The following is a 24629-nucleotide window of genomic DNA, read 5'->3' on the forward strand; positions in this document are numbered from 1 at the left end:
ATTGCGGGCTGATAAAAAGCTCATCAGGAATTCAGTTGGGCAGTCGGGGGATATGTCCCATTTGGCCGCTTACTACGCTTGCGGCCCTTTGCCCGGTGTTCTGGCTGGAATTTCGCCTATTCCTGCACATAGTCATCCCAAGGAGAACGCGGATGCTCGACCCGTCGGGTCACAACCGGACACCTCGAATAAGAGGGTCACTCGGACGCGCGAGCACCCTCGCGGTCGTCACCGCGGCTCTCGTCGCCGGTGCCGGTCTGCCGACCGCCGTGACGGCCCAGGCCGCGACCGTCACCCCGCAGCGGGTCGGCGGAGTCGCCCCGGTCCCGGTGGGCGCCGCCAAGGTCGCCGACCCGGCGGGGAACACCTCGCTGGACCTCAGCGTCCACCTGCGCTCGCGTGACGAGCAGGGGGCCCACGCCCTCGCCGCCGCCGTCGCGGACACCACCTCCCCGCAGTACCGCCACTACCTGGGGACGGGCGAGTTCGCCCAGCGCTTCGGCGCCGACCGGGCGACGGTCGCCAAGGTCGAGCAGGCGCTCCGGGCCAAGGGCCTGACGCCGGGTGACCTGGAGGCCGACGGCCTGTCGATCCCGGTGCACACCACCGTGGCGGCAGCCAAGAGCGCTTTCGACACCAACTTCGCGGGCTACCGCCTCGCCGACGGCTCGACCGGTCTGGCGAACACCGCCGCCCCGTCCTTCGGTGGCGACGTGGCCGGCTCGATCGTCAGCGTGGTCGGCCTCAACACGCTGGCCCGCCCGCACGACAACCACGTCGGCGGCCGGACCGTCGAGGTGCCGAAGGCCAAGCCGGGCGTCAGCTCGCGGGCCGCGTCGGACTACCCGCAGCTCTGCCAGTCGGTCAAGGACCAGCTGACCACGAGCCTGGGGGCGACCGAGGGCACCAACTACTTCAGCGCCTCCTCGCTCGCCTCGGTCTACGGGATGAACAGCCTGAGTGACGGCGGCGCCGGCACCACGGTCGCGATCTTCTCGCTGGAGTCGTACGACGCCTCCGCCGTCCAGGCCTTCCAGAACTGCTACGGCACCAACGCCTCCGTCACCCGGATCGGCGTCAACACCGGTCAGCAGGCCCCGCCGAACACCTCCACCGTGGGCATCGAGTCCGCACTCGACATCGACACCATCGTGGGTCTCGCCCCGAAGGCGAACGTGCTGGTCTACCAGGGCCCGGACGCGGCGAACGCGAGCGACGCGGCCCTCCAGGCCACGTACCGGCAGATCGTCACGGACAACAAGGCGCAGGTCATCTCGTCCAGCTGGGGCGTCTGCGACAACGTCGTGGCGGCGGGCTCCATGCAGGCCGAGAGCGACATCTTCCTGCAGGCCGCGCTCCAGGGCCAGACCGTGGTCGCCGCCTCCGGCGACAACGGCTCCAGCTCCTGCAAGAACCTGGGCTCCAGCGTCCCGGACCCGAACATCCTGAGCGCGGACGACCCGGCCGTCCAGCCGTTCGTCACCGGCGTCGGCGGCACCACCTTGACCGGCGGCGTGGCCAACCCGTCCGAGACGGTGTGGAACAGCAACAACGGCGCCAGCGGCGGTGGCATCGCCCACCTGCCGATCAACAACGCGTTCAACTTCCAGGCCGGCTTCACCGCTCCCGGTTACACCAACAACTGTGGTGCCGGTGCCGGGCAGACCTGCCGGCAGAGCCCGGACGTCGCCGCCGTCGCCGACCCGTCGACCGGCTACGTCATCGCGACCGGCCCGACCTCCTGGACGACCATCGGTGGCACCAGTGGCGCGGCCCCGCTGTGGGCGGCCATCGCGGCGCACCTGAACTCCTCCGGCAAGTGCGCCGGCCGGGTCGGTCTGCTGAACCAGCCGCTGTACAACGCCGCCAAGACCGGTCACAGCCCGCTGACCGACATCACCACGGGCAACAACGACCTCGGCACCCACGGCGGCCTGTACGCGGCCGCGCCGGGCTACGACATGGCGACCGGCCTGGGCACCCCGAAGGCGTCCCAGATCGTCGACCAGATCTGCCCGCCGGCCGCGACCTTCACGCCGCTCCCGCCGGTGCGCATCCTGGACGGCCGGGGCACCCCGACCGCCGGCTACACCGACTACACGCTCCAGGTCACCGGGCAGGGTGGCGTCCCCACCACCGGGGTCTCGGCCGTGGTCCTGAACGTCACGGTCACCGACGCCAGGCAGTCCGGCGGTTACCTGACCGTCTACCCGCACGGCACCCAGCGCCCGCTGTCGTCGAACCTCAACTGGGCGGCCAACCAGACCATCCCGAACCTGGTCACCGTGCCGGTCGTCGACGGCATGGTCAACCTGTACAACGGTGGCTGGGGCCAGGTGGGCCTCATCGCCGACATTCAGGGCTACTACTCCACCACCCAGCCGGGTTCGCAGCTCCAGCCGGTCAGCCCGACCCGCCTGCTGGACACCCGCGACCCGTCCCAGCCCCACGTGGCCAACGTGGCCCCCCAGAGCGCGATCTCGCTGCCGGTCGCCGGCCAGGCGGGCGTGCCCGCCAGCGGTGCCACGGCTGCGGTGCTCAACGTCACGGTGACCGACACCGCCGGTACCGGCTGGCTCACCGCCTACCCGTCGGGCACCAACCGCGCGACGGCCTCCAACCTGAACTGGGCTGCCGGGCAGACCATCCCGAACGCGGTGATCGTGCCGATCGGGGCCGACGGCACCGTCAGCCTCTTCAACGGCAGCTACTCCCCGACCAACGTCATCGTGGACATCGCGGGCTACTTCTCGCCCTCGGTCTCCGGCGGTCGGTTCCACCAGGCGGGCCCGGCCCGTCAGCTGGACACCCGGTACGACCTGAAGGCCCCGCTGAGCGGCGGGAACCCGTACGTGCTGACGCTGCGTGACACCAACGGGCGCCCGCTGACGGCGGCCACCTCGGCGGTCCTCAACGTCACCGTCACCAAGACCACCGCTCCCGGGTACCTGACGGTGTGGCCGGACGGCAGCGCCCACCCCACCGTGTCCAACCTGAACTGGACCGCGGGCACCACCATCGCCAACCAGGTGACCGTCCCGGTCGTCAACGGCAAGGTCGACCTGGCGGCCTTCGGGTACGGCAGCGCCGACGCGGTCGTCGACCTGCTCGGTTTCTACAGCAACTGAGCGGATTCGGTAGCTGACCGGTACGACAAGAGCGGCGCCCTCCCCGGTGGGGAGGGCGCCGCTCTTCTCGTACCGGGCTACTCGCCGACGGCCGGGAGGTCGGCGCGGACGACGAAGCCGCCCTCCGGGGTGGCGGCGGCGGTGAGCGAGCCGCCGAGCAGCTGGGCCCGCTCGCGCAGGCCGACCAGGCCGTGGCCGCCGCCGGGGAGGACGGGCACGGAGCTCGTGCCCAGCGGTGGCGGCCCGTTCCGGACCTCGACCAGCAGTCGGGGACCCCGGGCGCCCAGCCGGACCTCTATGGCCGCGCCGGGGGCGTGCTTGGTGATGTTGGTGAGGGCCTCCTGGACCGTCCGGTAGGCGGCCCGTTCGACCGCCTCCGGCCACGGGTGGTCGCCCGGGCACAGCTCGGTGGTGACCTGCAGCCCGCTGCTCTCGATCAGCCCGGGGAGGTCCGCCAGGCGCGGCTGCGGGGCGAGCGGCGCGTCCGGCCGCAGGCCCGCCGCGCGCAGCACCCCGACCATCTGCCGCAGCTCCTCCAGGGTGCGGACGGAGAGCTCGCGGATCGTCCCGGCGGTGGACTTGACGAGCGGCTCGCTGGAGACCACCTGGAGCGCGCCGGCCTGGATGCTGATCAGGCTGACCTGGTGGGAGACCACGTCGTGCATCTCCCGGGCCAGCCGCGCCCGCTCGGTGGCGAGGACGCGCTCCGCCAGCAGCCGGCTCTCGCGCTGCTGCCCCTTGGTCAGCTCGTCCAGCCGGACGGCGAGTTCGTGCCTGGTACGGGCGAGCAGGCCGAGGGCGGCCGGCCCGGCGGCGAGCATCACGCACTGGATGGCGTACAGCGCGTTGTCCCGGGTCAGCGCGAACGGGTGGTCCGCGAGCGGCCAGTGGAAGAACTCCACCAGTGCGAAGGCGGTGGCGCAGAGCACCGTCACGCGGAGCTTGGAATAGTGCGAGGCGACCGAGTAGACCGCCGTCATCGGGGCGATCCAGATGAAGTCGACGGAGCTGCCGGGCAGCGTCAGCAGCAGCACCAGGACGGGCCAGCGCCTGCGCAGCAGCAGGGCCGCCGTCGCCAGCGCGGAGAGCGCCACCTGCCACCAGGAGGCGCCCTTGGAGACCAGCACGGTGTCCAGTGCGGCGACCAGTACGGGCAGGGTCAGCATCAGCCAGGGCGCGGTCAGCCAGGGCGCCGTCAGCCAGGCCGGGCGGCCGCTGCCGCTGGTGGCGGTTCTCACGGGCTCGCCGGTTCTCACGGGCTCGCTGGTGCTCATGCCTCGGGCTGCTGCCGTGGGGCCCGGGCCAGCCCGGCGCGGTTGGCGACCACGGCCGCCTGGACGCGGTTGGCGACGCCGAGCTTGCCCAGGATGGCGCTGATGTGGTCCTTCACGGTGCCGGTGCCCAGGAAGAGCCGGTCGGCGATCTCCGCGTTCGACAGGCCCTCGCCGAGCAGCGCGAGCACGTCCAGCTCGCGGCCGGTCAGCCCCCGGGTCAGCGAGCCGGCCTCCGCGTCCGGGCCGCCGCCCTCGACGTACCCGCCGATCACGGTGCGGGTGACGGTGGGCGAGAGCACGCTGCCACCGGCGGCGAGCACCCGGACGGCGTGCACCAGCTGCTCGGGGGCGGTGTCCTTGAGCAGGAACCCGGCGGCGCCGGCCCGCAGGGCGGTGCCGATGTACTCGTCGGTGTCGAAGGTGGTGAGCATCGCCACCGCCGGCGGGTGCGGCAGGGCCCGCAGCCGCCGCAGCACCGACACCCCGTCCAGATCGGGCATCCGGATGTCCAGCAGCACCACGTGTGGCCGAAGGGCGCTCACCCGGTCCTCGGCCAGGCCGCCGGAGCAGTCGCCGACCACCTCCAGGTCGGGGGCCGAGCCGACGATCAGTCCCAGCCCGGAGCGGACCAGGACCTCGTCGTCCACGATCAGGACGCGGATCGGGGTCATGGTCTCTCCTAAAGGTGTGAGCGGGGGTCGGGTCCGAGCTTAGAGCGGCCGGTCGGAGCAGGGCGCTGAGCTGCCGGGCGGAGAATACCCCCGCCGATCGGCGGGGGGCGGAATCCGCTGCCCGGTTCACGTAATTCTCATCCGGGGTGAGCAACCATGGAAAGCGGCGACCACCTACCGGTACGGGCCGATCGGAGCCCGGCCATCGGGCCGGGACAGGCGCCCCGGGGGTTGTGCGGATGCGCCCCCACATCTGATCGTTTGGAATTGAGCTGTGTCCTCCACTGTGAAGCCGGAGCCCTCCGCCGTTCCCCCCGAGCGCTCCGGCGCCGCCGCGCGGCTGCTGGCGCGCTGGTCGCCGCGCGCTGCCACCACCACCGTCTGGTACCTACGCCTGCTCGCCCTGCTCAACCTGGTCGCGGTGCTGGCGGTGCCGTTCCGCAACCAGGTGCAGCACCACAACGAGGGCGAGTTCTTCACGCCCTACCTGCTGACCGCCGGTCTGACCTCGATGGTGCTGTCGCTGTTCCTGGCGGTCGCGATGCGGCGGCGCAAGCGGGCGGCGTGGATCTTCAACACGGCGGTGTCCGGGCTGTTCTTCCTGCTCTACCTGCTGCTGATGCTGTGGCCCGAGGAGGACGTGCGGTACAGCTCGCACCCGCTGAACTACTTCTCCACCGTGCTGACCGGGCTGTTCTTCATCGCCTGCCTGCTCGGGCGCCGCGAGTTCACCTCCAAGGGCGACCGCTCCAACCCGAAGATCGGGGCCGCCACCTTCATCGCCGGCCTGCTGTTCGGCGGCGGGCTCGGCGCGCTGCTGGTCGAGTGGACCAACACCGTCACGGGCGCGACCTTCGGCGACCGGTTCGGCTACTCGGTGGCCCGGATGGTCACCATTCAGCCGTCCGAGCACGTGCTCGACGTGATCGACGTGCCGACCTGGGTGAACGCCTTCATCAACGCGATGGGCGCGGTGCTCTTCCTGCTCGTCCTGTACGTGGTCTTCCGCAGCCCGCGCGGGCAGGAGCTGCTGACGGCCGAGGACGAGGCCAAGCTGCGCGAGCTGCTGGACCGGCAGGGCGGGCGGGACTCGCTCGGGTACTTCGCGCTGCGCCGGGACAAGGCGGTGATCTTCTCGCCGAGCGGCAAGGCGGCAGTGGCGTACCGGGTGCTCGGTGGCGTCTCGCTGGCCTCCGGCGACCCGATCGGGGATCCGGAGGCGTGGCCGGGCGCGATCGACAACTGGCTGGCCGAGGCCCGCGCGCACGCCTGGGCGCCGGCCGTGATGGGCGCCTCCGAGGAGGCCGGGGTGATCTACGCCCGGCACGGCCTGGACGCGCTGGAGCTGGGCGACGAGGCGATCGTCGAACTGGACGAGTTCTCGCTCGACGGCCGGGCGATGCGGGTGGTCCGCCAGGCGTACAACCGGGTCAAGCGGGCCGGCTACACGGTGCGGGTCCGGCGGCACGAGGACATCCCCGAGGCCGAGATGGCCGCGCTGGTGGAGAAGGCCGACCACTGGCGGGACGGCGCGACGGAGCGCGGGTTCTCGATGGCGCTCGGCCGGTTGGGCGACCCGGACGACGGGCGCTGCGTGATGCTCGAATGCCACGACTCGGACGGCGAGCTGCAGGCGCTGCTGAGTTTCGTCCCGTGGGGCGACAAGGGTCTCTCGCTGGACCTGATGCGCCGGGCCCGGGACACCGAGAACGGCCTGATGGAATTCATGGTGATCGAACTGCTGCAGGACTCGAAGCAGATCGAGCTGGAGCGGGTCTCGCTGAACTTCGCGATGTTCCGCTCGGTCTTCGAGCGCGGCTCGAAGCTCGGCGCCGGTCCGGTTCTCCGGCTGTGGCGCGCTGTGCTGGGCTTTTTCTCCCGCTGGTGGCAGATCGAGTCCCTCTATCGGGCGAACGCGAAGTACCGCCCGATCTGGGAGCCCCGCTATCTGCTGTTCGAGAAGAGCAGCGAGATCCCCCGGATCGGTCTCGCCAGCGCCCGTGCGGAGGGTTTCATCACCGCACCGAGTCTCCCCGCTCTGTTCCGTCGTCGACATGTCCGGGCCGCCGCAGGAGCGGACGGGCCCGGGCTGCCGGTGGCGGAACGCGGTGGGAAGGGGTAGTCCCTCCGCCGGGGGGCGGAGGGCAACCGGTCAGGTCCCGGTACCGACCGGTTGACCTGCCCGGGCACCCGTCCGATCAGTAATTTCCCGACACCGCGACGGATTGGGGATCAGTCGCGGCACCGGCGTTCGGGGGGTAACTCGCGGTTTCTCTCCCTCTTCAGGATGAGTCGGGATTCCCCTTTTGAGCTGAGGCATTCGCTATGGCGAGTCCCTAGTGTTGATGAAGTGGGTTCCGGAAGCATGCGGGGCAGGATGGTTTCGGGCCTGGAAAGTGTTGGGTCGAGAAGGAGCGGACAGGAGCACTGTCGTGAGTCGGATCACCCACGCGGGGGGCGTGCGAAAGGGGCCGTTGGCGTACGCCAGACAGGCCGCTGTCGCCGAGTGGGGTGCGCTCTTCGCCGTCGTCCGCGAGCAGCTGGTGCGCAAGCGGCTAGCCGCCATCCCGCTCGCGACCACGGCCACCCTGCTGGTGCTGCTGTTCAGCATCGTCCAGCACTTCCCCGGCGGTGAGCGCTTCGTCACCCACATCGGTGTCGTCAAGGCCGCCCTGCCGCTCGACGTGTCGCTGCTGCGCACGCCGCTCTCGCTCTACGTCCCCGCGCTCGACCTGCCGGTCTGGGGTGCGCTGGCCCAGGTCTTCGTGGTCTTCGGGGTGGCGGAGATCGTCCTGGGCAGGCGGCTGATGCTGGTGATCGCCTACGTCTGCACCCTCGCCGGGACGCTGTTCGCCCGGTTCGGGGTGGCGCTCGGCCCCGACCACCTCTTCGGCTTCCCCCGCTGGGTGGCCTACGTCCGGGACACCGGGCCCTCGGCCGCCGTGGTCGCCCTCGCGGTGTGCGTCGCCTTCCGCTGCCGGGCCTACTGGACGGGTGGCTCGGTGATCGCCGTGATGGTCGGCGAGGCCGTCGTGCTGCCGAACCTGGCCGGTCTGGAGCACGTGGTCGCGCTGCTCTCCGCCGTGCTGATCGCCGTCTCGGTCGAGGTCTTCGGCGACTTCTGGCCCCGGGTGCTGGCCGGCGTGGGCGCGGCGAGTTCCGTGACCACGGATGCGCGGCGTCGCGCGGCGGCCGGGGCGATTGCTCGCTGAGGCGCGGGGGCTGAGCGTAGGGGCCGACTGCGGACCGTAGCCTCCCGTTTCGCGCACGCAGTTGATCAAGGAAGGGCCCCGCGCCCCTTTTGGCTGAGCAGGTGCCTTCAGTGGCGGGGGAGGGCCATTTCGAACCAGACGACCTTGCCGACGGCTTTGCGGGCGGTGCCCCAGCGTTCGGCGAGTTTGCTGACCAGGTTGAGGCCGCGGCCGTCCTCGTCCAGTTCCTCGGAGGGTTGCAGCGAGGGCAGGTTGTGGTTGTCGTCGCTGACCTCGACCAGCAGTTTGTCCACCCGGATCAGCTGTAGCTGGACGTGGTCGCGGGCGACCCGGACGGCGTTCGTGACCAGTTCGCTGACCAGCAGTTCGACGGTGTCCGTGAGCGCGGTGAGCTGCCAGGTGGCGAGCTGTTCGCGGACCAGCGCGCGGGCCCGGCGGACCTCGACGGCGTCGGCCGCCAGCTCCCAGGTGGCCACCTCGGTCGGGGCGACCCCGTCGAAGCGGGCCACCAGCAGGGCGATGTCGTCCTGGCGGTCCTCGGAGTGCAGCCGGTCCAGTACGACGTCGCACGCCTCCTCGGGCGTCTGCTTGGGGTCGATCAGGTTGCCGCACAGCGCGGCCAGCCCTGCTCCTATGTCACCGCCCCGGACCTCGACCAGACCGTCGGTGCACATCACCAGCATCGACCCGTCCACCACGTCGATCTTCTTCGAGACGAACGGCACCCCGCCCACCCCGATCGGCGCGCCGGACGGGATCTCCAACAGCTCGCCGCTGCCGTCCGGGTGCACCAGCACCGGCGGGACGTGCCCGGCGCTGGCCAGCTCGCAGGTCCGGTTGATCGGGTCGTAGACCGCGTACAGGCAGGTCGCGAGGTGGTCGTCGCCGAGCTTCTGGGCCAGGTTGTCCAGGTGCCGCAGCAGCTGGCCGGGCGGCAGGTCGAGGGCGGCCAGGGTCTGCATCGCGGTGCGGAAGCGGCCCATCGCGGCGGCGGAGTGCAGGCCGTGGCCCATCACGTCGCCGACCACCAGCGCGACCCGGCTGCCGGGCAGCTGGATCGCGTCGAACCAGTCGCCGCCGACCTCGGCGCGGCGGTCGCCCGGCATGTAGCGGTGGGCGATCTGCACGCCGGGGATCTTCGGCGGGCGGGTCGGGATCATGCTCCGCTGGAGGGTGGTGGCGACCTTGGACTCGGCCCGGTGCAGCCGGGCGTTGTCCAGCGACAGCGCGGCGCGGGCCGCCAGCTCGCGCAGGGTCGCGGCGTCGCTGCGGTCGAACGGCGCCCGGTCGGGCAGCCGGAGCAGTTTGAGGATGCCCAGTACGGTGCCCCGGGCGGAGAGCGGCAGCACCAGCATCGAGCGGCCGACCACTATCGGGACCAGATCCGTGCTGCCGAGCGAGGCGGCGTACTCCACCGCCACGTCCGGGCTGATCAGCGGGACCAGTACCGGCTGGTTCTCCTGGAGGGCGAGACCGGGCGGGGTGGAGCGGGGCATCGCCAGCAGCGCGCCCTCCTCCAGCACGTGGTCCCACTGGCCGGAGGCGGCGTTGAAGGAGCGGGCCACCCGGCGCAGCATGGTCGCGTCGTGCGGCCGGCCGAGGGGCAGTTCGGAGTCGGAGATCAGCCCGTCCAGCAGGTCCACGCAGGCGAAGTCGGCGACCCGGGGCACCAGCACGTGGCACAGCTCGCGCGCGGTGGTGTCCAGGTCGAGCGTGGTGCCCACGCTGCTGCCGACATCGCTCAGCAGGGCCAGCTGCTCACCGGCCTGGCTGCTGGTGAGCACCTCGACGTCGACGGATGGCCCGGCGGGTGCGGGGACGGTGGGCCGGGCGTGCGAGGGGGAGGGGGCGTGGCCGTTGGTGGTCGGGTCGACGCTGCTCGGGTCGAGGCCGGCCGGGTCGATGGTGGCGGGTTCGATGGTGGGGCCTCCCGGAGTCGGACCGGTGGACGTGCCGTTCGCCCGCGCGCCACGGTTACGGGCGGCGGAGGCTTCGCGAGGGGCCGGCACCGCCGCGCCGACCGGCGTGGGCGGCTCGGCGAGGCCGAGGCCGAGGCCCAGGCCGAGCTGGCCCAGGGCCGGACGGGCCGCCTCCGGTGGCCGTCGGGCCGCGCGGGGCTGCACGGCGCGCTGCTGTGCGGTCGGGTACCGGCGGCTCAGACCGGCTGCCACCCGGGCCACCCCCGAGCCCGTCGGCTCGTACGGCAGCACCGGGAGCCTGGTCGCGGTGTCCACCCACAGGGCGGGAGCACCGGCCTCGGCGACCTGGTCCAGCAGTCGGCGGCGGCGCTCGTCGGTCCCCCTGGGCAGCAGTGCGGCGAGCGCGTCGGCGCAGTCGGGGGCGGCGGCGGTGAAGGTGGCGGCGACCCGGTGGAACCCGCCCTGCGAGGACTGCGCCGCCGCATAGGGCAGCAGGCGCTCGCCCAGCGCGATCCGGGGCCCGGTGGCGCGCAGCGGCCGGGCGTCGGCGGCCAGCACCAGCAGGCTGCGCCCGCACGGCTCGATCAGCGGGTAGGCCCACCAGAGCACGTCGCGGGTCCGCTCCTCGCGGTCGGTGACCGCCATCTCACCGGCCCACGGGGTGTGGTCGAGCCCGGTGAGGTTGTCCAGGGTGTCGAAGGCGTCGCAGCGGCGGCCGGCACCGGACGGACGGGTGCCGGCGGTCTCCGGGCGGGGTTCGACGGCCGGGAGCAGGCCGGAGGCGTTACGGCCGAAGGCGACCTCGGCGCGGTGCCCGAAGAGCTCCTCCGCCGCGCGGTTCCACAGGGCGATCCGGCCGTCCTGGTCGACCAGGACGGAGGCCAGCCGCAGCAGGGCGACCACCCCGGCGCTCGCCGTGTTCGGTGTGGAGTTGGGCTCGTCCGCCATAGATCCGGTCTGCTCCTGCCTGGCCGCTCCTGGGTGTGCCGTTCCTGTTGTCCCGCTTCTGTTCGGTGCTCTGTTCGGTGCTGTGGTCCGGTGCCCGCGCTGCTCTGTTCGGCCCCGGGACCGTGCTGTCCGGTGCCGGGGCTGTGCGCCTTCCAGCGAAGCACGGAGAGGCCCGGAACTGATAGCCAATCGGGGAGATTCGTAAGTATCAGTTGCGCCGCACGCGCCCTGTGTCCGGTTTCACCCATAGTTCATCCGTTCGGAGCAGCGTCGGCGATCCCGGGTGCCCGGGTAGGGTGGCAGCCCGTACAGCCCGTACGGCGGTGACCCAGCCCGTACGCCCGTAACCGGATGAAGGCGAGCAGTTGAGCGCAGACAGCCCCGTCCAGTGGACCGACCCCGAGCGGCAGTGGCTGGAGGAGCGGGTGGCCGCCACCGAGCTCGCCTGGCTGACGCTGGAGGTCGACGTCGAGACCCTGCGGGTCGAGATCGACAACTTCGCGCTGATCCACCACCAGCTGCTCGGCCCGCTCTACGCCCGGCTGGACGAGCTGGACGCCCTGGTCGCCGAGGCCGTCGCGGCCCGGACCGGGGACGCCGAGGACCACCGGCGGGCCGCCGAGGCGCGCCGCCAGGTGGACGAGCTGCCGGATCTGGACGCGCTCCTCGACAGCTTCCCGACCGATCCGGGCCAGGCCGACCCGACCCGGCCCGAGCCGCCGCGCCGGGTCCGCCCGGGCAAGGACGCGCAGCGGATCTACCGCGACCTGGCCCGCCGTGCGCACCCCGACCTGACCACCGACCAAGCCGAGCAGCAGCGTCGTTCCGCGTTCATCGCCCGGGTCAACGAGGCGTACGCGCACGGTGACAGCAGGGCGCTGGAGGAGTTGGCCGAGGAGTGGTCGACCGCTCCCGAGGCGGCTCCGGCGCCGGACGCCCCGGACCGGCTCGGCTGGCTGAACCAGCGGCTGGAGTGGCTGACCGGGAAGATCACCCAGCTGGCGACCGAGCAGGTCAGGCTGGAGAACACCGCGATGGGCGAGCTGCTGCGGCTCGCTCCGCAGGAGCCGGACCGGCTGCTGGAGGAGCTGGCGGAGCAGCTGCTCGCCAAGGCCGCCGAGCGGCAGGCCGAGCTGGCCCGGCTGCTGTCCGGCGCGGGTGACAGCATCGGTGACAGCGCAGGTGCGAGTGACAATGGTGGAGACCACCCCGAACCCCAGGAGAACCTGACGATGTTCACCCAGCTACCCAGCACCGACGCCGCTTCGGTGCCCGCCGACGCCCCACTGCTCGACGTCCGCGAGCAGGACGAGTGGGACGCCGGGCACGTGGACGGTGCGCTGCACATCCCGATCGGCCAGGTGGTGGCCCGGATCGACGAGCTGCCGGACGGGAAGCTCTACGTGCTCTGCCGGGTCGGCGGGCGCTCCGCGCAGGTCGTGCAGTACCTCCTCCAGCAGGGCCGCGAGGCGGTCAACGTGGACGGCGGCATGTTCGCCTGGGAGGCGGCGGGCCGTCCGATGGTGAGCGGCGACGGCCGGGACGCGTTCGTTCTCTAGCCGGTAGAGCTCGTGGAGCTCGTAGAACTTGCAGAGCCTGTGGCGCTGGTGAGGGTGCAGACCCTGTTGCGGGTGTGTCCGGTTGGGGCAGGATGACCGGGCACACCGTCGGGCATGGGAGGGGCAGGCCGTGGCTCGCACCTGGTCGACCCCCGCGCTGGCCGTGCTCTGCACGGCCGGGGTGGTGCTGCTCGGCGGCACCGCGATCTTCCTGGCCTCGCTCTTCCTCGAGGTCGCACCCACCAACGCGCTCTCGCAGCGCTACCGGAGCGAACTCGACCAGGTGGTCTACCCGGAGTTCGAGCAGAACTGGAAGCTGTTCGCCCCCAATCCGTTGCAGCAGAACCTCGCCGTGGATGCTCGGGTGCAGACCATATCCGCCACCGATCAGGTGCACACCCGGGACTGGATCGGGCTGACGGCGCAGGACATCGCCGCGATACGGGGCAACCCCGCGCCCAGCCACGTGGACCAGAACATGCTGCGCCGGGCCTGGGACTTCTACGACTCCACCCACACCGCCCAGGACGGGACGGTCGCCGTCACCGTCGACGCCGAACGCGCGCAGCTCGCGGAGGAGTACCTCAAACGGATCGGGCTGCAGCGCCTCGGCCGGACGCAGGGCGGCGAGCGGGTGCTGCAGATCCAGTTCCGGCAGCGGACGGTCGATATCGCCCCGCCGTCCTGGAGCGCCGAGCAGACACCGGGGGCGGTCGCCGACCGGGTGCTGCCCTGGTGGCCGGTGGACGACTCGGACTACCAGGGGCTCGGGTGAGCACGCCTCAGGAGACGGAGCGTCAGCTGCCGGCCGGCATCCCCCGCCGGACCGGACCTGAGCAGCCGGGCCCGCCGGCGGTGCCCGGCCGCCTCGAGCGGGCCTTCGCCACCTTCACCGGGCGGGCCCTGGGCCCGTACCAGGCGGCGGTGGTGCGGATCGGCTTCGGCCTGGCCTGGGCGGCGTACCTGCTGCGGGAGTGGCCCAATCGGCGGGTGCTGTACGGCGACAGGTCGCCCTGGTCGGACGGACTGGCCGCCCGGCTGCTGGCGCAGAACCACGCCTTCACGGTGCTCGGCTGGTACCACGGGCGGCTCTGGTTCGAGCTGGTCTACCACCTGGCGATCGTCTCCGCCGTACTGCTGATGCTCGGCTGGCGGACCAGGGCCAGCGGGGCGCTCTTCATGGTCACCGTGCTGTCGCTGCAGAACCACAACGTGCTGGTCGGCGACGGCGGTGACAACGTCGTCCATCTGATGGCGATCTACCTGGTCGTCACCCGCTGCGCCGAGGTCTGGTCGCTGGACGCCCGCCGTGGGCGGGAAGGGACGGTCTGGCTCTGGTCGCTGCTCGGGTTCGCGCTGGCGGCCGGGCCGCCTGGGTGGCTGTGGGCGCTCTGGGCGGTGGCCGGGGTCTGGTACGCCGTCAACCGGTGGCGCCCGGAGGGGGAGCTGCGGGCCGTACTGGACGCACTGGCGAACATGCTGCACAACTGCGGGATGCTGGTGATCGCCGCGCAGGTGGTGCTGATCTACTCCACGGCCGGCTGGTACAAGGTCCAAGGCTCGCGCTGGCAGGACGGCACCGCCCTGCACTACCCGCTGCACCTGGACTACTTCACGCCCTGGCCCGGGCTATCCGGGTTGCTCGGGTCGAGCCTGCTGCTGGTCTTCCTGCTCTCCTACGGCACGGTGATCCTCCAGGTCGCCTTCCCGTTCACCCTCTTCAACCGGCGGCTGAAGAACGTGCTGCTGGTGCTGATGATGCTGGAGCACGCGGGCATCGCCGTCACGCTCGGGCTGCCGTTCTTCTCGCTCGCGATGATCGCGGCGGACGCGGTCTTCCTCCCCACCGCCGCGTTGCGGTGGCTGGGACGCGCCCTCGGCCGGTCGGCCCGATCGGTCTAAGCTGCACGTATGTCCTGGCTGGCGGCTCTTCGCGACACCGCGCGGACCGGGCTGACCCTGGACCGGACCGTCAGCAGCCCCAAGCGAGCGCTGCGCGGAGCCCTCGCCGTCGCTCTGGTGGTCTTCCCCACCCTCGCGCTCGGCGGACCGGCCCTTGCCACCTCGGCGGCCATGGGCGCGTTCATCGCCGGTACCGCGACCTTCCAGCGCAGTTTCCGCCCGCGCGTCTCGCTCGCCGTCGCCGCCGGGCTCGGACTGGGCGTCAGCGCCTTCCTCGGCTACCTCGCCGTCGGGGTGCCCGGGGCCTTCCCGGTGCTGCTGGCGGTCTGGGCCTTCGGCGCCGGGCTGGCCTGGGCGATCGGGCCGAGCGCCGGGGTGGTGGCGTCCACCACCGTGTCGGTGATGCTGGTCGTCGTCCAACTGCCCGTCAGCGTGCCGACGGCGCTCGGACACGGGCTGCTCTGCGCGCTCGGCGGCGCCGTCCAGGCGCTCGTCGTCACGCTCTGGCCGATCGAGAGCTGGCGGGAGCAGCGCGAAGCCCTCGCCGACGCCTACGCCTCGCTCGCCGACTACGCCAGGCAGCTCCGGGTCGACCCGGCGACCCTGTTCGACCCCGATCCGTTCGTCGTCGCCCGGCAGGCCGCCACCCTGACGCCCTGGCAGGCCAGACACCGCCCGCCCGAACTGCGCGGCCTGCGCGGTATCGCCGAGCGGATCCGCCCGACCCTCGCCGCCCTGGCCGACCCGAAGGTCGGCGCTCCTGCCGAGGGCCCCGAGCGGGACCGCGCCTGCGAGGTGCTGGCGGCCGCCGCCGAGGCGATGGACGTGCTGGCGCACGCCATCCGGGCCGGCGAGCCGCTCCGCACCACGGTGTCCGCACCCGCGCTCGTCCTGGTCGAGGGCGGTACCGGCGGCCCCCGGCTGACCGGCGCCGCCCGGCGCTCCTCGCGTCGGCTGGCCACCCTGCTGCGCCGGGCCGCCGACACCTTCGACCGGCAGGACCAGGACACCGTCAGCAGCCCGGCCGTCGGCCCCGGCCTGCGCCGGCCCTCGCTCTTCCGGCTGCTCCCCCACGCCTGGCAGGCCGTCCGGCGGCAGCTCCAGCCGCACTCGGCCATCTTCCAGCACGCCGTCCGGATGGCGGGCGTCGTCACCGTCTCGTACCTCGCGGCCAAGCTGCTCGGGCTGCACCACGGCTACTGGGCGCCGCTGACCGCCGCCATGGTGATGCGCCCCGACTTCGCCCAGACCTACAGCCGGGGCGTCGCCCGCCTCGCCGGGACGGTGGTCGGCGTCGCCGTCTCCACCGTCGTCGTCCAGCTGTTCCACCCCGGTGAGTGGCTCGCGGCGGCGCTCGCCGTGGTCTGCATCGGCGGCGCCTACCTGACGCTGCGCACCGGGTACGCGCTGATGACGGCCTGGGTCTCCTCGTACGTGGTGTTCCTGCTCGGCCTCCAGCCGGGCGACCCGCTGCGGACGGCCGTGGAACGCGTCGTGCTGACCCTGCTCGGCGGCTCGGTCGCGCTGCTCGCGTACGCGCTCTTCCCCACCTGGCAGACCGCCCGGCTCGCCGAGCGGCTGGCCGAGTGGCTGGCCGCCGCCGGGCGGTACGCGGGCGCGGTGCTCACCGTCTTCGGCGACCCGGCCGGCGGCGGGGGCGAGGTCCGGGCGGCACTGCTGGACTCCCGGGAGGCCCGCTCCGAACTGCTGCAGGCGATCGACCGGGCCGACGCCGAACCCGTCCGGCACGCGGCCCACCTGCCCGAACTCTCCCGCAAGCAGATCGACCGGGCCCGGGCGGCGATCGCGCTGCTCACCCGCAGCGCGCTGCTGCTGGAGGCCCACCTGCCGACGGCGGACGCCGAACCGGTGCCGGGGGCGGCGGAGTTCGCCGAGGAACTCCGGTACGCCACGGCGATCGCGGCGGCGGCCCTGCTGGTCGGGCAGCGGGTCGACTTCTCGGGCCTGCGGGCCGCCCACGACCGCTGGGACGCCGAACTCGCCGAGCTGCCACCGGACGAGCGCACCGGCCTCACCCGGGCCGGGGTCCGCCTCGCGATGCAGTCCGTCGCCGACCTCGACCGGGCCGTCCGCCCGCGCCGGCCCGCAGCCTCGGGGACGTGAGGGGCGAGCTGTCCGGTCGCCGGGTCATCGCGCGGGCTCGTCGGCCGGGCTGATCCACACCGAGTGAGGCGAGATCGACGAGGCGTGCCGTGCCGCGCACGCTGCCCTCGACTTGGCCGATGGCAGCATCATGAAGCCGATCATGTTGCGCCGACTCCCGCCCGCAGGGTCGGCCACGATTCGCCGATGATGCACCTGCGGCGCGGCTGCACAGTTCGAGCCCTTGCCCGGTCGGGCATCCCTGGGCACGCCTGATCCGCGCCTCTGGCTTCCGGCAGAGGAGTACCTCATCCCCAGGTCGCATACGGACCCGCACCACTGCCCCCGAGAATTGGCCGATGGCCCCCGTCTCCCGAAATCCGTTCACGGCCCCTGGCAAGCAGAGCCGGGGGCTGTGGCGCGCGCTCGCGGAGGTGAGCGGTGGCGCGGTGCTGATGCTCCTCAACCAGCTGATCCTGCTGAACCAGGCCCCGTTCGGCGGGATTCAGCTTCTCCTCGCTGCCGTCGCCCTCGCCCTCCTTGCCGTCCGCCGTCGCTTCCCCACGATGAGCCTGCTGGGCATCTCCGTCGTCGTGGGCCTGCTGCCCGCCGCCGGGCTGGCGGCAGCCGTGGCCGCGTACACCACGGCCGAGCACCTGGTGGCCCCCCGTCGCCGGGGGGCTGTGCTGCTCGGCTCGACCGTTCTGGCGACACTGGCCTGCGCCGCCTTCGCCCCAGGCCTCGGGCTCCGCAGTCACTCGTTCGGGCTCGCGCTCGGCGCCGTACTCGCCGCCACCACGCTGATGGTGCCGGGACTTCTCGGTACCTCGGGCGGACAGGAGGTCCGGCTGCTGCGGGCGCTTCGGGAACGTGCCGCCGCTGCGGAGGCGGCCCACCGGCTCGCGGACAGCGAGTCCCGGATACATGAACGGTCCCGGATCGCCGCTGAGATGCACGACCTGATCGGCCACCGGCTCAGCCTGGTCTCCCTGCATACGGGCGGCCTGGAGATGGCACTGCAGAAGGAGTCGCCCGAACTGCGCGACGAGGCAGCCCTGGTGCGCCGGGCCGCCGCCGACGCGATGCGGGAACTGCGCGAAGTGCTGGGTGTCCTGGGCCCGTTGGGGCGGGACACCGGGACGGACGCGCTGACCGACACCACGGGTACCCGATCCGATGTCGAGGCGCTGGCCGAGGAGTCGCGCAGCGGCGGCATACCCGTCGATCTCACCTGGGACGGGCCCGACCTGAACGACCGCGCGGCCCAGGTGCGGCGTGCGGTGCACCGGGTGGTGCGTGAGTCGCTGACCAACGTGCACCGGTACGCCGCCGGAGCCCGGGTCACCGTGGTGGTCGCCCACACCGACAACCGGGTGGACGTGCTCGTACGCAACGGGCTCCCGCCGGTGGCCCCGGAAGCGGAGACCGGCTTGGGCTCGGGGCGTGGCCTCGTCGGGCTGCGGGAACGGGTGGCACTGCTCGGCGGCATCCTGGAGGCGGGCCCGACGCCGACCGGTGGTTTCGTGGTGACAGCGCAGATCCCGGCGCAGCCGGAAAAGGGAGCGAGTCCGGCGCAGTCGGACCCGGGAGCGAGCCTGGCCGCCGCAGGCGCCCCGCCGCGTGAATCGTCGTCCGAGCCGAGCTCCGAGCACTCACCCGCCGGTGTCCAACGCCGTGCTGTGAATGCCCTCCGGGGGCTTCTTGGCCTCATGGGCGTGGGCGTGATGATGATGTGCGGTCTCCTGCTGGTCGCCCAGGCCTTCCCGGGCCCCGACCTCCGCAATCACGAGCCGCCCCGGATCGGGATGTCCCGCACGATGCTGGAGGCGGCCGGGTACTGGGACAGCGCGTTGGCGCGCGCGGCGGCGACGGGTCGGGAGCCGGCCCACCCGGAGTCCGTGACGAGCTGCATGTACTCGTATTCGCTCGAGGACTTGACGCCGCCGACCGAGTTCGTCGAGTACGACCCCGATCACCTCAGGATCACCCGGTACTGCTTCCGTGGCGATACGTTGGCCACGATCGACCGCTTCACCGTACCCATGGTGTCGCGTACGCCACCGTGGGAGTCCCCATGACCGACCTTCCCGTCTCCGACCACCGCCCGATCCGGGTCCTGCTCGCCGACGACGAGGAGCTGATCCGGCACGGCGTCCGGCTGATCCTGCGTCATGCCGGAGGCATCGAGGTGGTCGGCGAGGCGTCGAACGGCGAGGAGGCCGTGCGGGTCGCCGGCGAGACCCGTCCCGACGTGGCCCTGATCGATGTCCGGATGCCCGTGCTCGACGGGCTCGCCACGATCGAGCGGCTCCTCGTCCTGGACCCCCGGCCGCAGGTCGTCATGCTCACCACGTTCGGCGACGAGAAGAACGTGACGCGGGCGCTGCGGTCCGGCGCCACCGGCTTTCTGCTCAAGGACGACGGCCCGCACGAGCTGATCGGCGCGGTACGGGCCGCCGCCGCAGGCGACGCGGTCCTCTCGCCCAAGGTCACCCGTAACGTCATCGAGCGCATGCTCGACGGCGAGGCCGGCAAGCCATGGTCTGATGGGACGTCAGCACTGGCCTCCGAGCCAGGTTCGGTCCCCGGGCAGCGGCTGGCAGCGCTCACCGGCCGGGAACGCGATGTCCTCGCACTGCTCGGTCAGGGCCTCGCCAACGCGGAGATCGGCCGTCAACTTGGCATCGGCGTGGGCACGGTGAAGACCCACGTCAGTGCCGTCCTGGTGAAGACGGGCACGGACAGCCGGGTCCAGGCGGCGGTCCTCGCCTACCGGACGGGGCTGCTGTCCTGAGAGCCTGCCAGGCACACCGACTCTGCCGAAAGACAGAGCCGGCCGTCCGCCCCGAGGACTACGCGCGCCCCCGGGCCCGACCTTCGACAGAAGCCTCGGTCACGCCCTGAGGCTGACGGTTCGCCAGCACGGCGCATCGAGGATGAGAGGAAGTCACCGAACCTCGTCCCCGTAACTCCGGAGCTGACATGTCAATGCAGGCAGCCGCGCCCGTGCCCGCCCACGCCGCCACGAGTTCTGCCGCCGCCCGGGCCACCGGGCTGGGCAAGGTCTACGGCCAGGGTGAGACCCGGGTCGTCGCCCTGGACTCGGTCTCGGTGGAGTTCGGGCGCGGCCGGTTCACCGCGATCATGGGACCGTCCGGCTCCGGCAAGTCGACGCTGATGCACTGCATGGCGGGTCTCGACTCGGTCTCCACCGGCTCCGCGCAGATCGGTGACACCGAACTGTCCGGCCTGAACGACCGTCAGCTCACCCGGCTGCGCCGGGACAGCGTCGGTTTCGTCTTCCAGGCGTTCAACCTGCTCCCCACGCTGACGGCGCTGGAGAACATCACGCTGCCGATGGCCATCGCGGGCCGCAGGCCGGACCAGCAGTGGCTGGACACGGTGGTGGCGACCGTCGGCCTCTCCGGACGGCTGAGCCACCGCCCCGCCCAGCTGTCCGGCGGCCAGCAGCAGCGGGTCGCCGTGGCCCGCGCCCTCGCCTCCCGGCCGGAGATCATCTTCGCGGACGAGCCGACCGGCAACCTGGACTCCCGGGCCGGCTCCGAGATCCTGGGCTTTCTGCGGGAGTCCGTACGGGAGTGGGGCCGGACCGTCGTGATGGTCACCCACGACCCGGTGGCCGCCGCCTACGCCGACCGCGTGGTCTTCCTCGCCGACGGCCGGCTCACCGACGAGCTGCTCGCACCGACCGCCGAGGGCGTCCTGGACCGGATGAGGCAGTTCGACGCCTTGGCTCGCACGAGCTGACCCGACCGCCCGCTCCCCACGCGCACCTCCGCCGCGCACCCTAGAACTGGGACCACCGCCATGCTGCGTACAGCCCTGCGCAACGTCTTCGCGCACAGAGCCCGACTCGTCATGACCGCCCTCGCGATCACACTCGGCGTCGCCTTCGTCTGCGGCACGCTCGTCTTCGGCGACACTGTCGCCCAGGCCCTTCGCGGCGCCTCCGCCAGGAGTTTCAAGGACGTCGCCGTATCCGTACAGGCCGAACCCCAGTCGAACCCCGACAGCGGGGCGGACGGCACCCGCTCCACGGCGCTCACCAGTGATCTCGTCGACAAGGTCCGTACGGTGCCCGGCGTCACGTCCGTGCACCCCATGGTCGACGGCGCCGCCACCCTGGCAGCCAAGGACGGCCGACCGCTGAACGCCGACAACAACTGGCAGAACCTGGCGACCAACTACGCACCGGACACGCCTGGCACCGACCAGGACAGCCGTTTCCCCCTCAGCGCCGGACGCGCCCCCACCGCCGGCGACGAGATGGCTCTGGACCGGCGTACCGCCGAGAAGGCCGGCTACCACATCGGTGACCCCGTCCGCTTCGCCATCCAGGGCCCCACCCTCACCAAGAAGCTGGTCGGCATCGTCACCACCGACGACCCGCGCGTGACCGTGGGCGGCACCCTCGCGCTCTTCGACACCAGCACCGCACAGCAGCTTTTCCTGCAGGCGGGCCGGTTCGACGAACTGGACGTCAGCTCCGCACCCGGCACCGACAACCAGGAGCTCACCAGCAGGATCCGCGCGCTGCTGCCCGCCGAGGGCATCACGGTCACCAGCGGAGCCCAGCTGGCAAACGAGCAGGCGGAGCTGATCGCCGAGAGCACCAAGGCGCTCACCCGGATGCTGCTGGCCTTCGCCGGGATCGCGCTGTTCGTCGGCGTCTTCGTCATCGCCAACACCTTCACCATGCTGATCGCCCAGCGAAGCCGTGAGACCGCGTTGCTGCGCGCCATAGGGGCCTCGCGCCGCCAGGTCGTCCGCGCGGTCCTCACCGAGGCCGGGCTGCTCGGACTCGGCGCCTCCGCAGTCGGCCTCGCGCTCGGAATCGGTATCGCGACCGCCATGAGGCCAGTCCTCAACGCGGGCGGCGCGGGCCTGCCGGACGGCCCCCTGGTCATCTCCACGGACGCGCTCGTCCGGTCCCTCCTGGTCGGCATCGGCGTCACCGTGCTCGCCGCCTGGTTGCCGGCCCGCAAGGCCGCGAAGGTCGCACCGGTAGAGGCACTGACCGCCGTCGACCTGATGCCGCCCAGGCGCAGCATGGTGCTCCGCAACAGCCTCGGCGGGCTGCTCACCGGCGTTGGTGTCCTCATCGTGCTGTACGTCTCCACGCGGAAGGACGGAGCTGACACCAACCTCAAAGCCGCCGCACTCGGTTCGGTGCTCGTACCGACCGGCATGATCGTGATCGCACCACTGCTGTCCCAGCCGCTGATCCGGCTCGCGGGGGCGGTGACCACCCGGCTCTTCGGCGTCAGCGGCAAGCTCGCCATGGAGAACGCGCTGCGCAACCCGCGCCGCACCGCCGCCACCGCCTCCGCCCTGATGATCGGGCTCACCCTGATCACGGGCCTGAGCGTGGCTGGCAGCTCCATGAATGCCGCTCTCAAGGCGGCGGCAGTAGCGGGCCTGACGGCGGACTACAAGGTGTCCATCAGCGGCTCCGCCACCATCGACCCCGCACTCGGCGCGAAGGTCGCCGAAGTCCCGGGCGTCGCGGAGTCCGTGCCCGTCGCCTCGGCAGTCCTGGTGGCGCGGGGCAGGGGGGCCACGCTCACCGGCGCGGACCCGCGGCGACTCGCCACGGTCTCCGACCTGAAGTTCAGCAGCGGCTCGCTCGCAGACCTCGGCCCCGGCAAGATCGTGCTCTCCGACAGGCTGGCCAAGGACACCGGCCTGTCGAAGGGCGACACCTTCCAAGGCACGGTGGGCGACAGCCGCAACAAGAGGGAGCTGACCGTTGTGGGTGTCTACCGGCAGACCCGCGCCTTCGGCGGCGCCATCGGCACCATGGACGACGTCCTGCCGCACGCGTTCTTCGGAGGAAAGCTCGACAGCATTCTGATCAAGGCCGCGTCCAACCGGAACGCGAGCGGCCTCGACCAGGACATCCGCCAGGTCCTCGGCAACAGTCCGCTCATCCGGGTGCAGAACCAGGAGCAGTTGACGAAGGAGCAGTCCGGCGCGAGCGATGTGATGCTCAACATGATGTACGGCCTGCTCGGCATGACCGTCGTCATCGCAGTGTTCGGCGTCATCAACACCCTGGCCATGTCGGTCTTCGAGCGGACCCGGGAGATCGGGCTGCTGCGCGCGATCGGCCTCGACAACAGGGGCGTCAAGCAGATGGTGTGCCTGGAATCGGTGGTGATCTCGCTGTTCGGCACGGCCCTGGGCATCGGCACGGGGATCTTCCTGGCCTGGGCGTGCGGCAGCCTCAGCAAAGCCTCGCTTCCGCAGTACGAGACCGTGCTGCCCTGGGCGCGGCTCGGCCTGTTCCTGCTGCTCGGCCTGGCGATCGGGGTGCTGGCGGCGGTCTGGCCGGCCCGGCGGGCGGCCAGCCTGAACATGCTGCGGGCGATCAACGCGCAATGATGGTCACCGCTCCTGTAACCCCGGGCCTGCGGGCCTCCACGTCCTTGAGGGGAAGCGCGATCATGCTGCCCCCGATCCTGGTGACCCTCGCCCTGGGGCTGTGGGGGATGCGCCGCCAGAACAGCATGTGGGGCGATGAGGCCGTCACCTACGAGGTGGCCCACCGCAGTGCGTCCCAGATCTGGCACACCATCCAGCACGTGGACCTGGTGCACGGCGTCTACTACCTGTTCATGCATGTGCTCTTCGCCGGTTGGGAGGGCGGACTGCTCACCCTGAGACTGCCCTCGGTGGTCGCCATGTCCCTGGCGGCGGGCGGTATCGCGCTCCTGGGGCAGCGCCTGGCCGGCCCCCGCGCCGGCCTGCTGGCCGGCCTGGCCTTTCCCCTGATCCCCCTGGTGCAGCAGTACGCGCAGGAAGGGCGCTCCTACGCGATCGTCTGTGCCCTGGTGACCTGGTCCAGCTACCTGCTGCTCCAGGCCGCCGACCGATCCACCCGGCGGTGGTGGGCCGGCTACGCGGTGCTGCTCTGGGTCGCGGCCATGTTCCACGAATTCGCCGTACTGGTCGTACCGGCACACGGGATCGCCCTGCTGCTCTCCGGGCGCCCACGGGCGCTGATCCGCGCATGGGCCACGGCAGCGGGGTGCGCGGTGGCCGGCCTGCTGCCGCTCATCGTGCTCAGCCGGCGCCAGGCCGGACAGGTGGCGTGGATCGGCTGGCCGGACGCCCTGCAACTGTTGGGCCTGACCGCGATGGCACTGGCGGGCCTGTGGTGCGCCCGCCACCAGATCCGGGCGAGGGAGCTGTCCCGGCTGTCCGCCCTCGCACTGCCGGTGCTGCTCCTGCCGGGCCTGCTGCTGCTCGCGGCCGCCGTCGTCAGACCGCTGTTCGTCGACCGCTACGTCCTGTACTGCGCCATCGGGTTCGCGCTGCTCCTCGGCGCTGAACTCGACCGCCGCTGGGGCTCGCGACCATCGCCCCGCTGGACCGCGTGGGTCGCGCTGGCGGCGGTTCTGGTGCCGCTGGTACCGGTCAGCGTCTACCTGCGTACTCCCCAGAGCCGCCACGACAACGCCACCGCCGTCGGCCACGCCGTCCGGCAGGCCGCCCACCCGGGTGACGGCCTGCTCTTCGTCCCGGCGCGGCACCGCGTGTGGACCTCGGCCCACCCCCAGGACACCCAGGGCCTGACCGACCTCGCCCTCGCACAGGATCCGGCCTCCTCAGACACACTGTCCGGCGTCGAACTCCCCGCCCAGGACATCCCCACCCGCATGCGGGCCTTCTCCCGCATCGTCGTCGTCCACGACCCCGCCGACGAACGCCCCGACCACGATGCGAGGGAGCTGGCCAAGAGCTCGACGCTGCGTGACTACTTCCAGGTCTGCGGCCGCACCATCGACGTCACCGGGGCACACATCACCGACTACTGCCTCAACAGGTGATCCCGACGGGGAGAAATAGTTCGGCGAGGAGTGAAACCTGACCGAGGCGGGCTACGTGTA

15 protein-coding genes are annotated in these 24629 nt (G+C 71.9%); 12 read left to right on the forward strand and 3 right to left on the reverse strand.

All coding sequences use genetic code 11. From position 1 onward, the window contains the following. Positions 1–152 precede the first annotated feature (152 nt). On the forward strand, positions 153–3128 hold the full coding sequence (locus tag P3T29_RS10200) for a S53 family peptidase (RefSeq protein ID WP_280715991.1): 2976 nt from the start codon (positions 153–155) through the stop codon (positions 3126–3128). 77 nt (positions 3129–3205) lie between these two features. On the opposite strand, the gene P3T29_RS10205 is transcribed toward P3T29_RS10200, so the two are convergent. Continuing rightward, positions 3206–4366 (reverse strand): histidine kinase, encoded by a 1161-nt coding sequence (locus tag P3T29_RS10205; protein ID WP_280715992.1) that lies wholly within the window; start codon positions 4364–4366, stop codon positions 3206–3208. Positions 4367–4398: 32 nt separating this feature from the next. Beyond that, positions 4399–5073, reverse strand: coding sequence for a response regulator transcription factor (locus P3T29_RS10210; protein WP_280715993.1), 675 nt, complete (start codon positions 5071–5073; stop codon positions 4399–4401). Positions 5074–5413: 340 nt separating this feature from the next. Here P3T29_RS10210 and P3T29_RS10215 point away from each other — a divergent pair, with 340 nt between their 5' ends. Both P3T29_RS10215 and P3T29_RS10220 read left to right on the forward strand, forming a co-directional pair. Next, a complete protein-coding gene (locus P3T29_RS10215; RefSeq protein ID WP_280716076.1) occupies positions 5414–7195 on the forward strand; it encodes a phosphatidylglycerol lysyltransferase domain-containing protein in 1782 nt (593 codons plus the stop codon). Between the two features lie 310 nt (positions 7196–7505). Further along, positions 7506–8285 (forward strand): hypothetical protein, encoded by a 780-nt coding sequence (locus P3T29_RS10220; RefSeq protein ID WP_280715994.1) that lies wholly within the window; start codon positions 7506–7508, stop codon positions 8283–8285. Positions 8286–8392: 107 nt separating this feature from the next. Here P3T29_RS10220 and P3T29_RS10225 read toward each other — a convergent pair whose 3' ends face one another. Then, the gene (locus P3T29_RS10225) at positions 8393–11152 is read right to left on the reverse strand and encodes a SpoIIE family protein phosphatase (protein ID WP_280715995.1); all 2760 of its coding nucleotides are present in this window, start codon (positions 11150–11152) and stop codon (positions 8393–8395) included. 365 nt (positions 11153–11517) lie between these two features. Between P3T29_RS10225 and P3T29_RS10230 the strand changes: the two genes are divergently transcribed. From P3T29_RS10230 to P3T29_RS10270, 9 genes are all read left to right on the forward strand, one after another. Then, a complete protein-coding gene (locus P3T29_RS10230) occupies positions 11518–12711 on the forward strand; it encodes a rhodanese-like domain-containing protein (protein ID WP_280715996.1) in 1194 nt (397 codons plus the stop codon). A 130-nt stretch (positions 12712–12841) separates the two neighbouring features. Then, the gene (locus tag P3T29_RS10235; protein ID WP_280715997.1) at positions 12842–13486 is read left to right on the forward strand and encodes a DUF5819 family protein; all 645 of its coding nucleotides are present in this window, start codon (positions 12842–12844) and stop codon (positions 13484–13486) included. A gap of 80 nt (positions 13487–13566) precedes the next feature. Further along, positions 13567–14613, forward strand: a complete 1047-nt coding sequence (locus P3T29_RS10240; RefSeq protein ID WP_280716078.1) for an HTTM domain-containing protein — start codon at positions 13567–13569, stop codon at positions 14611–14613. A 9-nt stretch (positions 14614–14622) separates the two neighbouring features. Next, the gene (locus tag P3T29_RS10245) at positions 14623–16737 is read left to right on the forward strand and encodes an FUSC family protein (protein ID WP_280715998.1); all 2115 of its coding nucleotides are present in this window, start codon (positions 14623–14625) and stop codon (positions 16735–16737) included. Positions 16738–17075: 338 nt separating this feature from the next. Then, positions 17076–18794: a histidine kinase gene (locus P3T29_RS10250; protein WP_280715999.1), complete on the forward strand. Its 1719-nt coding sequence runs from the start codon at positions 17076–17078 to the stop codon at positions 18792–18794. Then, complete coding sequence (locus P3T29_RS10255) at positions 18791–19510, forward strand: response regulator transcription factor (protein WP_280716000.1); 720 nt, start codon at positions 18791–18793, stop codon at positions 19508–19510. Before P3T29_RS10250 ends, P3T29_RS10255 begins: the two co-directional genes overlap by 4 nt. Positions 19511–19698: 188 nt before the next feature. Continuing rightward, positions 19699–20484, forward strand: coding sequence for an ABC transporter ATP-binding protein (locus tag P3T29_RS10260; RefSeq protein ID WP_280716001.1), 786 nt, complete (start codon positions 19699–19701; stop codon positions 20482–20484). Between the two features lie 60 nt (positions 20485–20544). Further along, on the forward strand, positions 20545–23121 hold the full coding sequence (locus P3T29_RS10265) for an ABC transporter permease (protein WP_280716002.1): 2577 nt from the start codon (positions 20545–20547) through the stop codon (positions 23119–23121). Positions 23122–23183: 62 nt separating this feature from the next. Beyond that, a complete protein-coding gene (locus P3T29_RS10270) occupies positions 23184–24569 on the forward strand; it encodes a glycosyltransferase family 39 protein (protein ID WP_280716003.1) in 1386 nt (461 codons plus the stop codon). The last annotated feature ends 60 nt before the right edge of the window (positions 24570–24629 follow it).

This window comes from Kitasatospora sp. MAP5-34 (genome assembly GCF_029894335.1).
In the GTDB taxonomy this organism is placed as follows: Bacteria; Actinomycetota; Actinomycetes; order Streptomycetales; family Streptomycetaceae; genus Kitasatospora.

Bases quoted from the DNA above. Each gene is read 5' to 3' on its own strand.
- P3T29_RS10200 (WP_280715991.1), top strand. From the start codon at position 153: ATGCTCGACCCGTCGGGTCACAACCGGACACCTCGAATAAGAGGGTCA.
- P3T29_RS10210 (WP_280715993.1), bottom strand. From the start codon at position 5,073: ATGACCCCGATCCGCGTCCTGATCGTGGACGACGAGGTCCTGGTCCGC.
- P3T29_RS10225 (WP_280715995.1), bottom strand. From the start codon at position 11,152: ATGGCGGACGAGCCCAACTCCACACCGAACACGGCGAGCGCCGGGGTG.
- P3T29_RS10245 (WP_280715998.1), top strand. From the start codon at position 14,623: ATGTCCTGGCTGGCGGCTCTTCGCGACACCGCGCGGACCGGGCTGACC.
- P3T29_RS10250 (WP_280715999.1), top strand. From the start codon at position 17,076: ATGGCCCCCGTCTCCCGAAATCCGTTCACGGCCCCTGGCAAGCAGAGC.
- P3T29_RS10255 (WP_280716000.1), top strand. From the start codon at position 18,791: ATGACCGACCTTCCCGTCTCCGACCACCGCCCGATCCGGGTCCTGCTC.
- P3T29_RS10260 (WP_280716001.1), top strand. From the start codon at position 19,699: ATGTCAATGCAGGCAGCCGCGCCCGTGCCCGCCCACGCCGCCACGAGT.
- P3T29_RS10265 (WP_280716002.1), top strand. From the start codon at position 20,545: ATGCTGCGTACAGCCCTGCGCAACGTCTTCGCGCACAGAGCCCGACTC.
- P3T29_RS10270 (WP_280716003.1), top strand. From the start codon at position 23,184: ATGCTGCCCCCGATCCTGGTGACCCTCGCCCTGGGGCTGTGGGGGATG.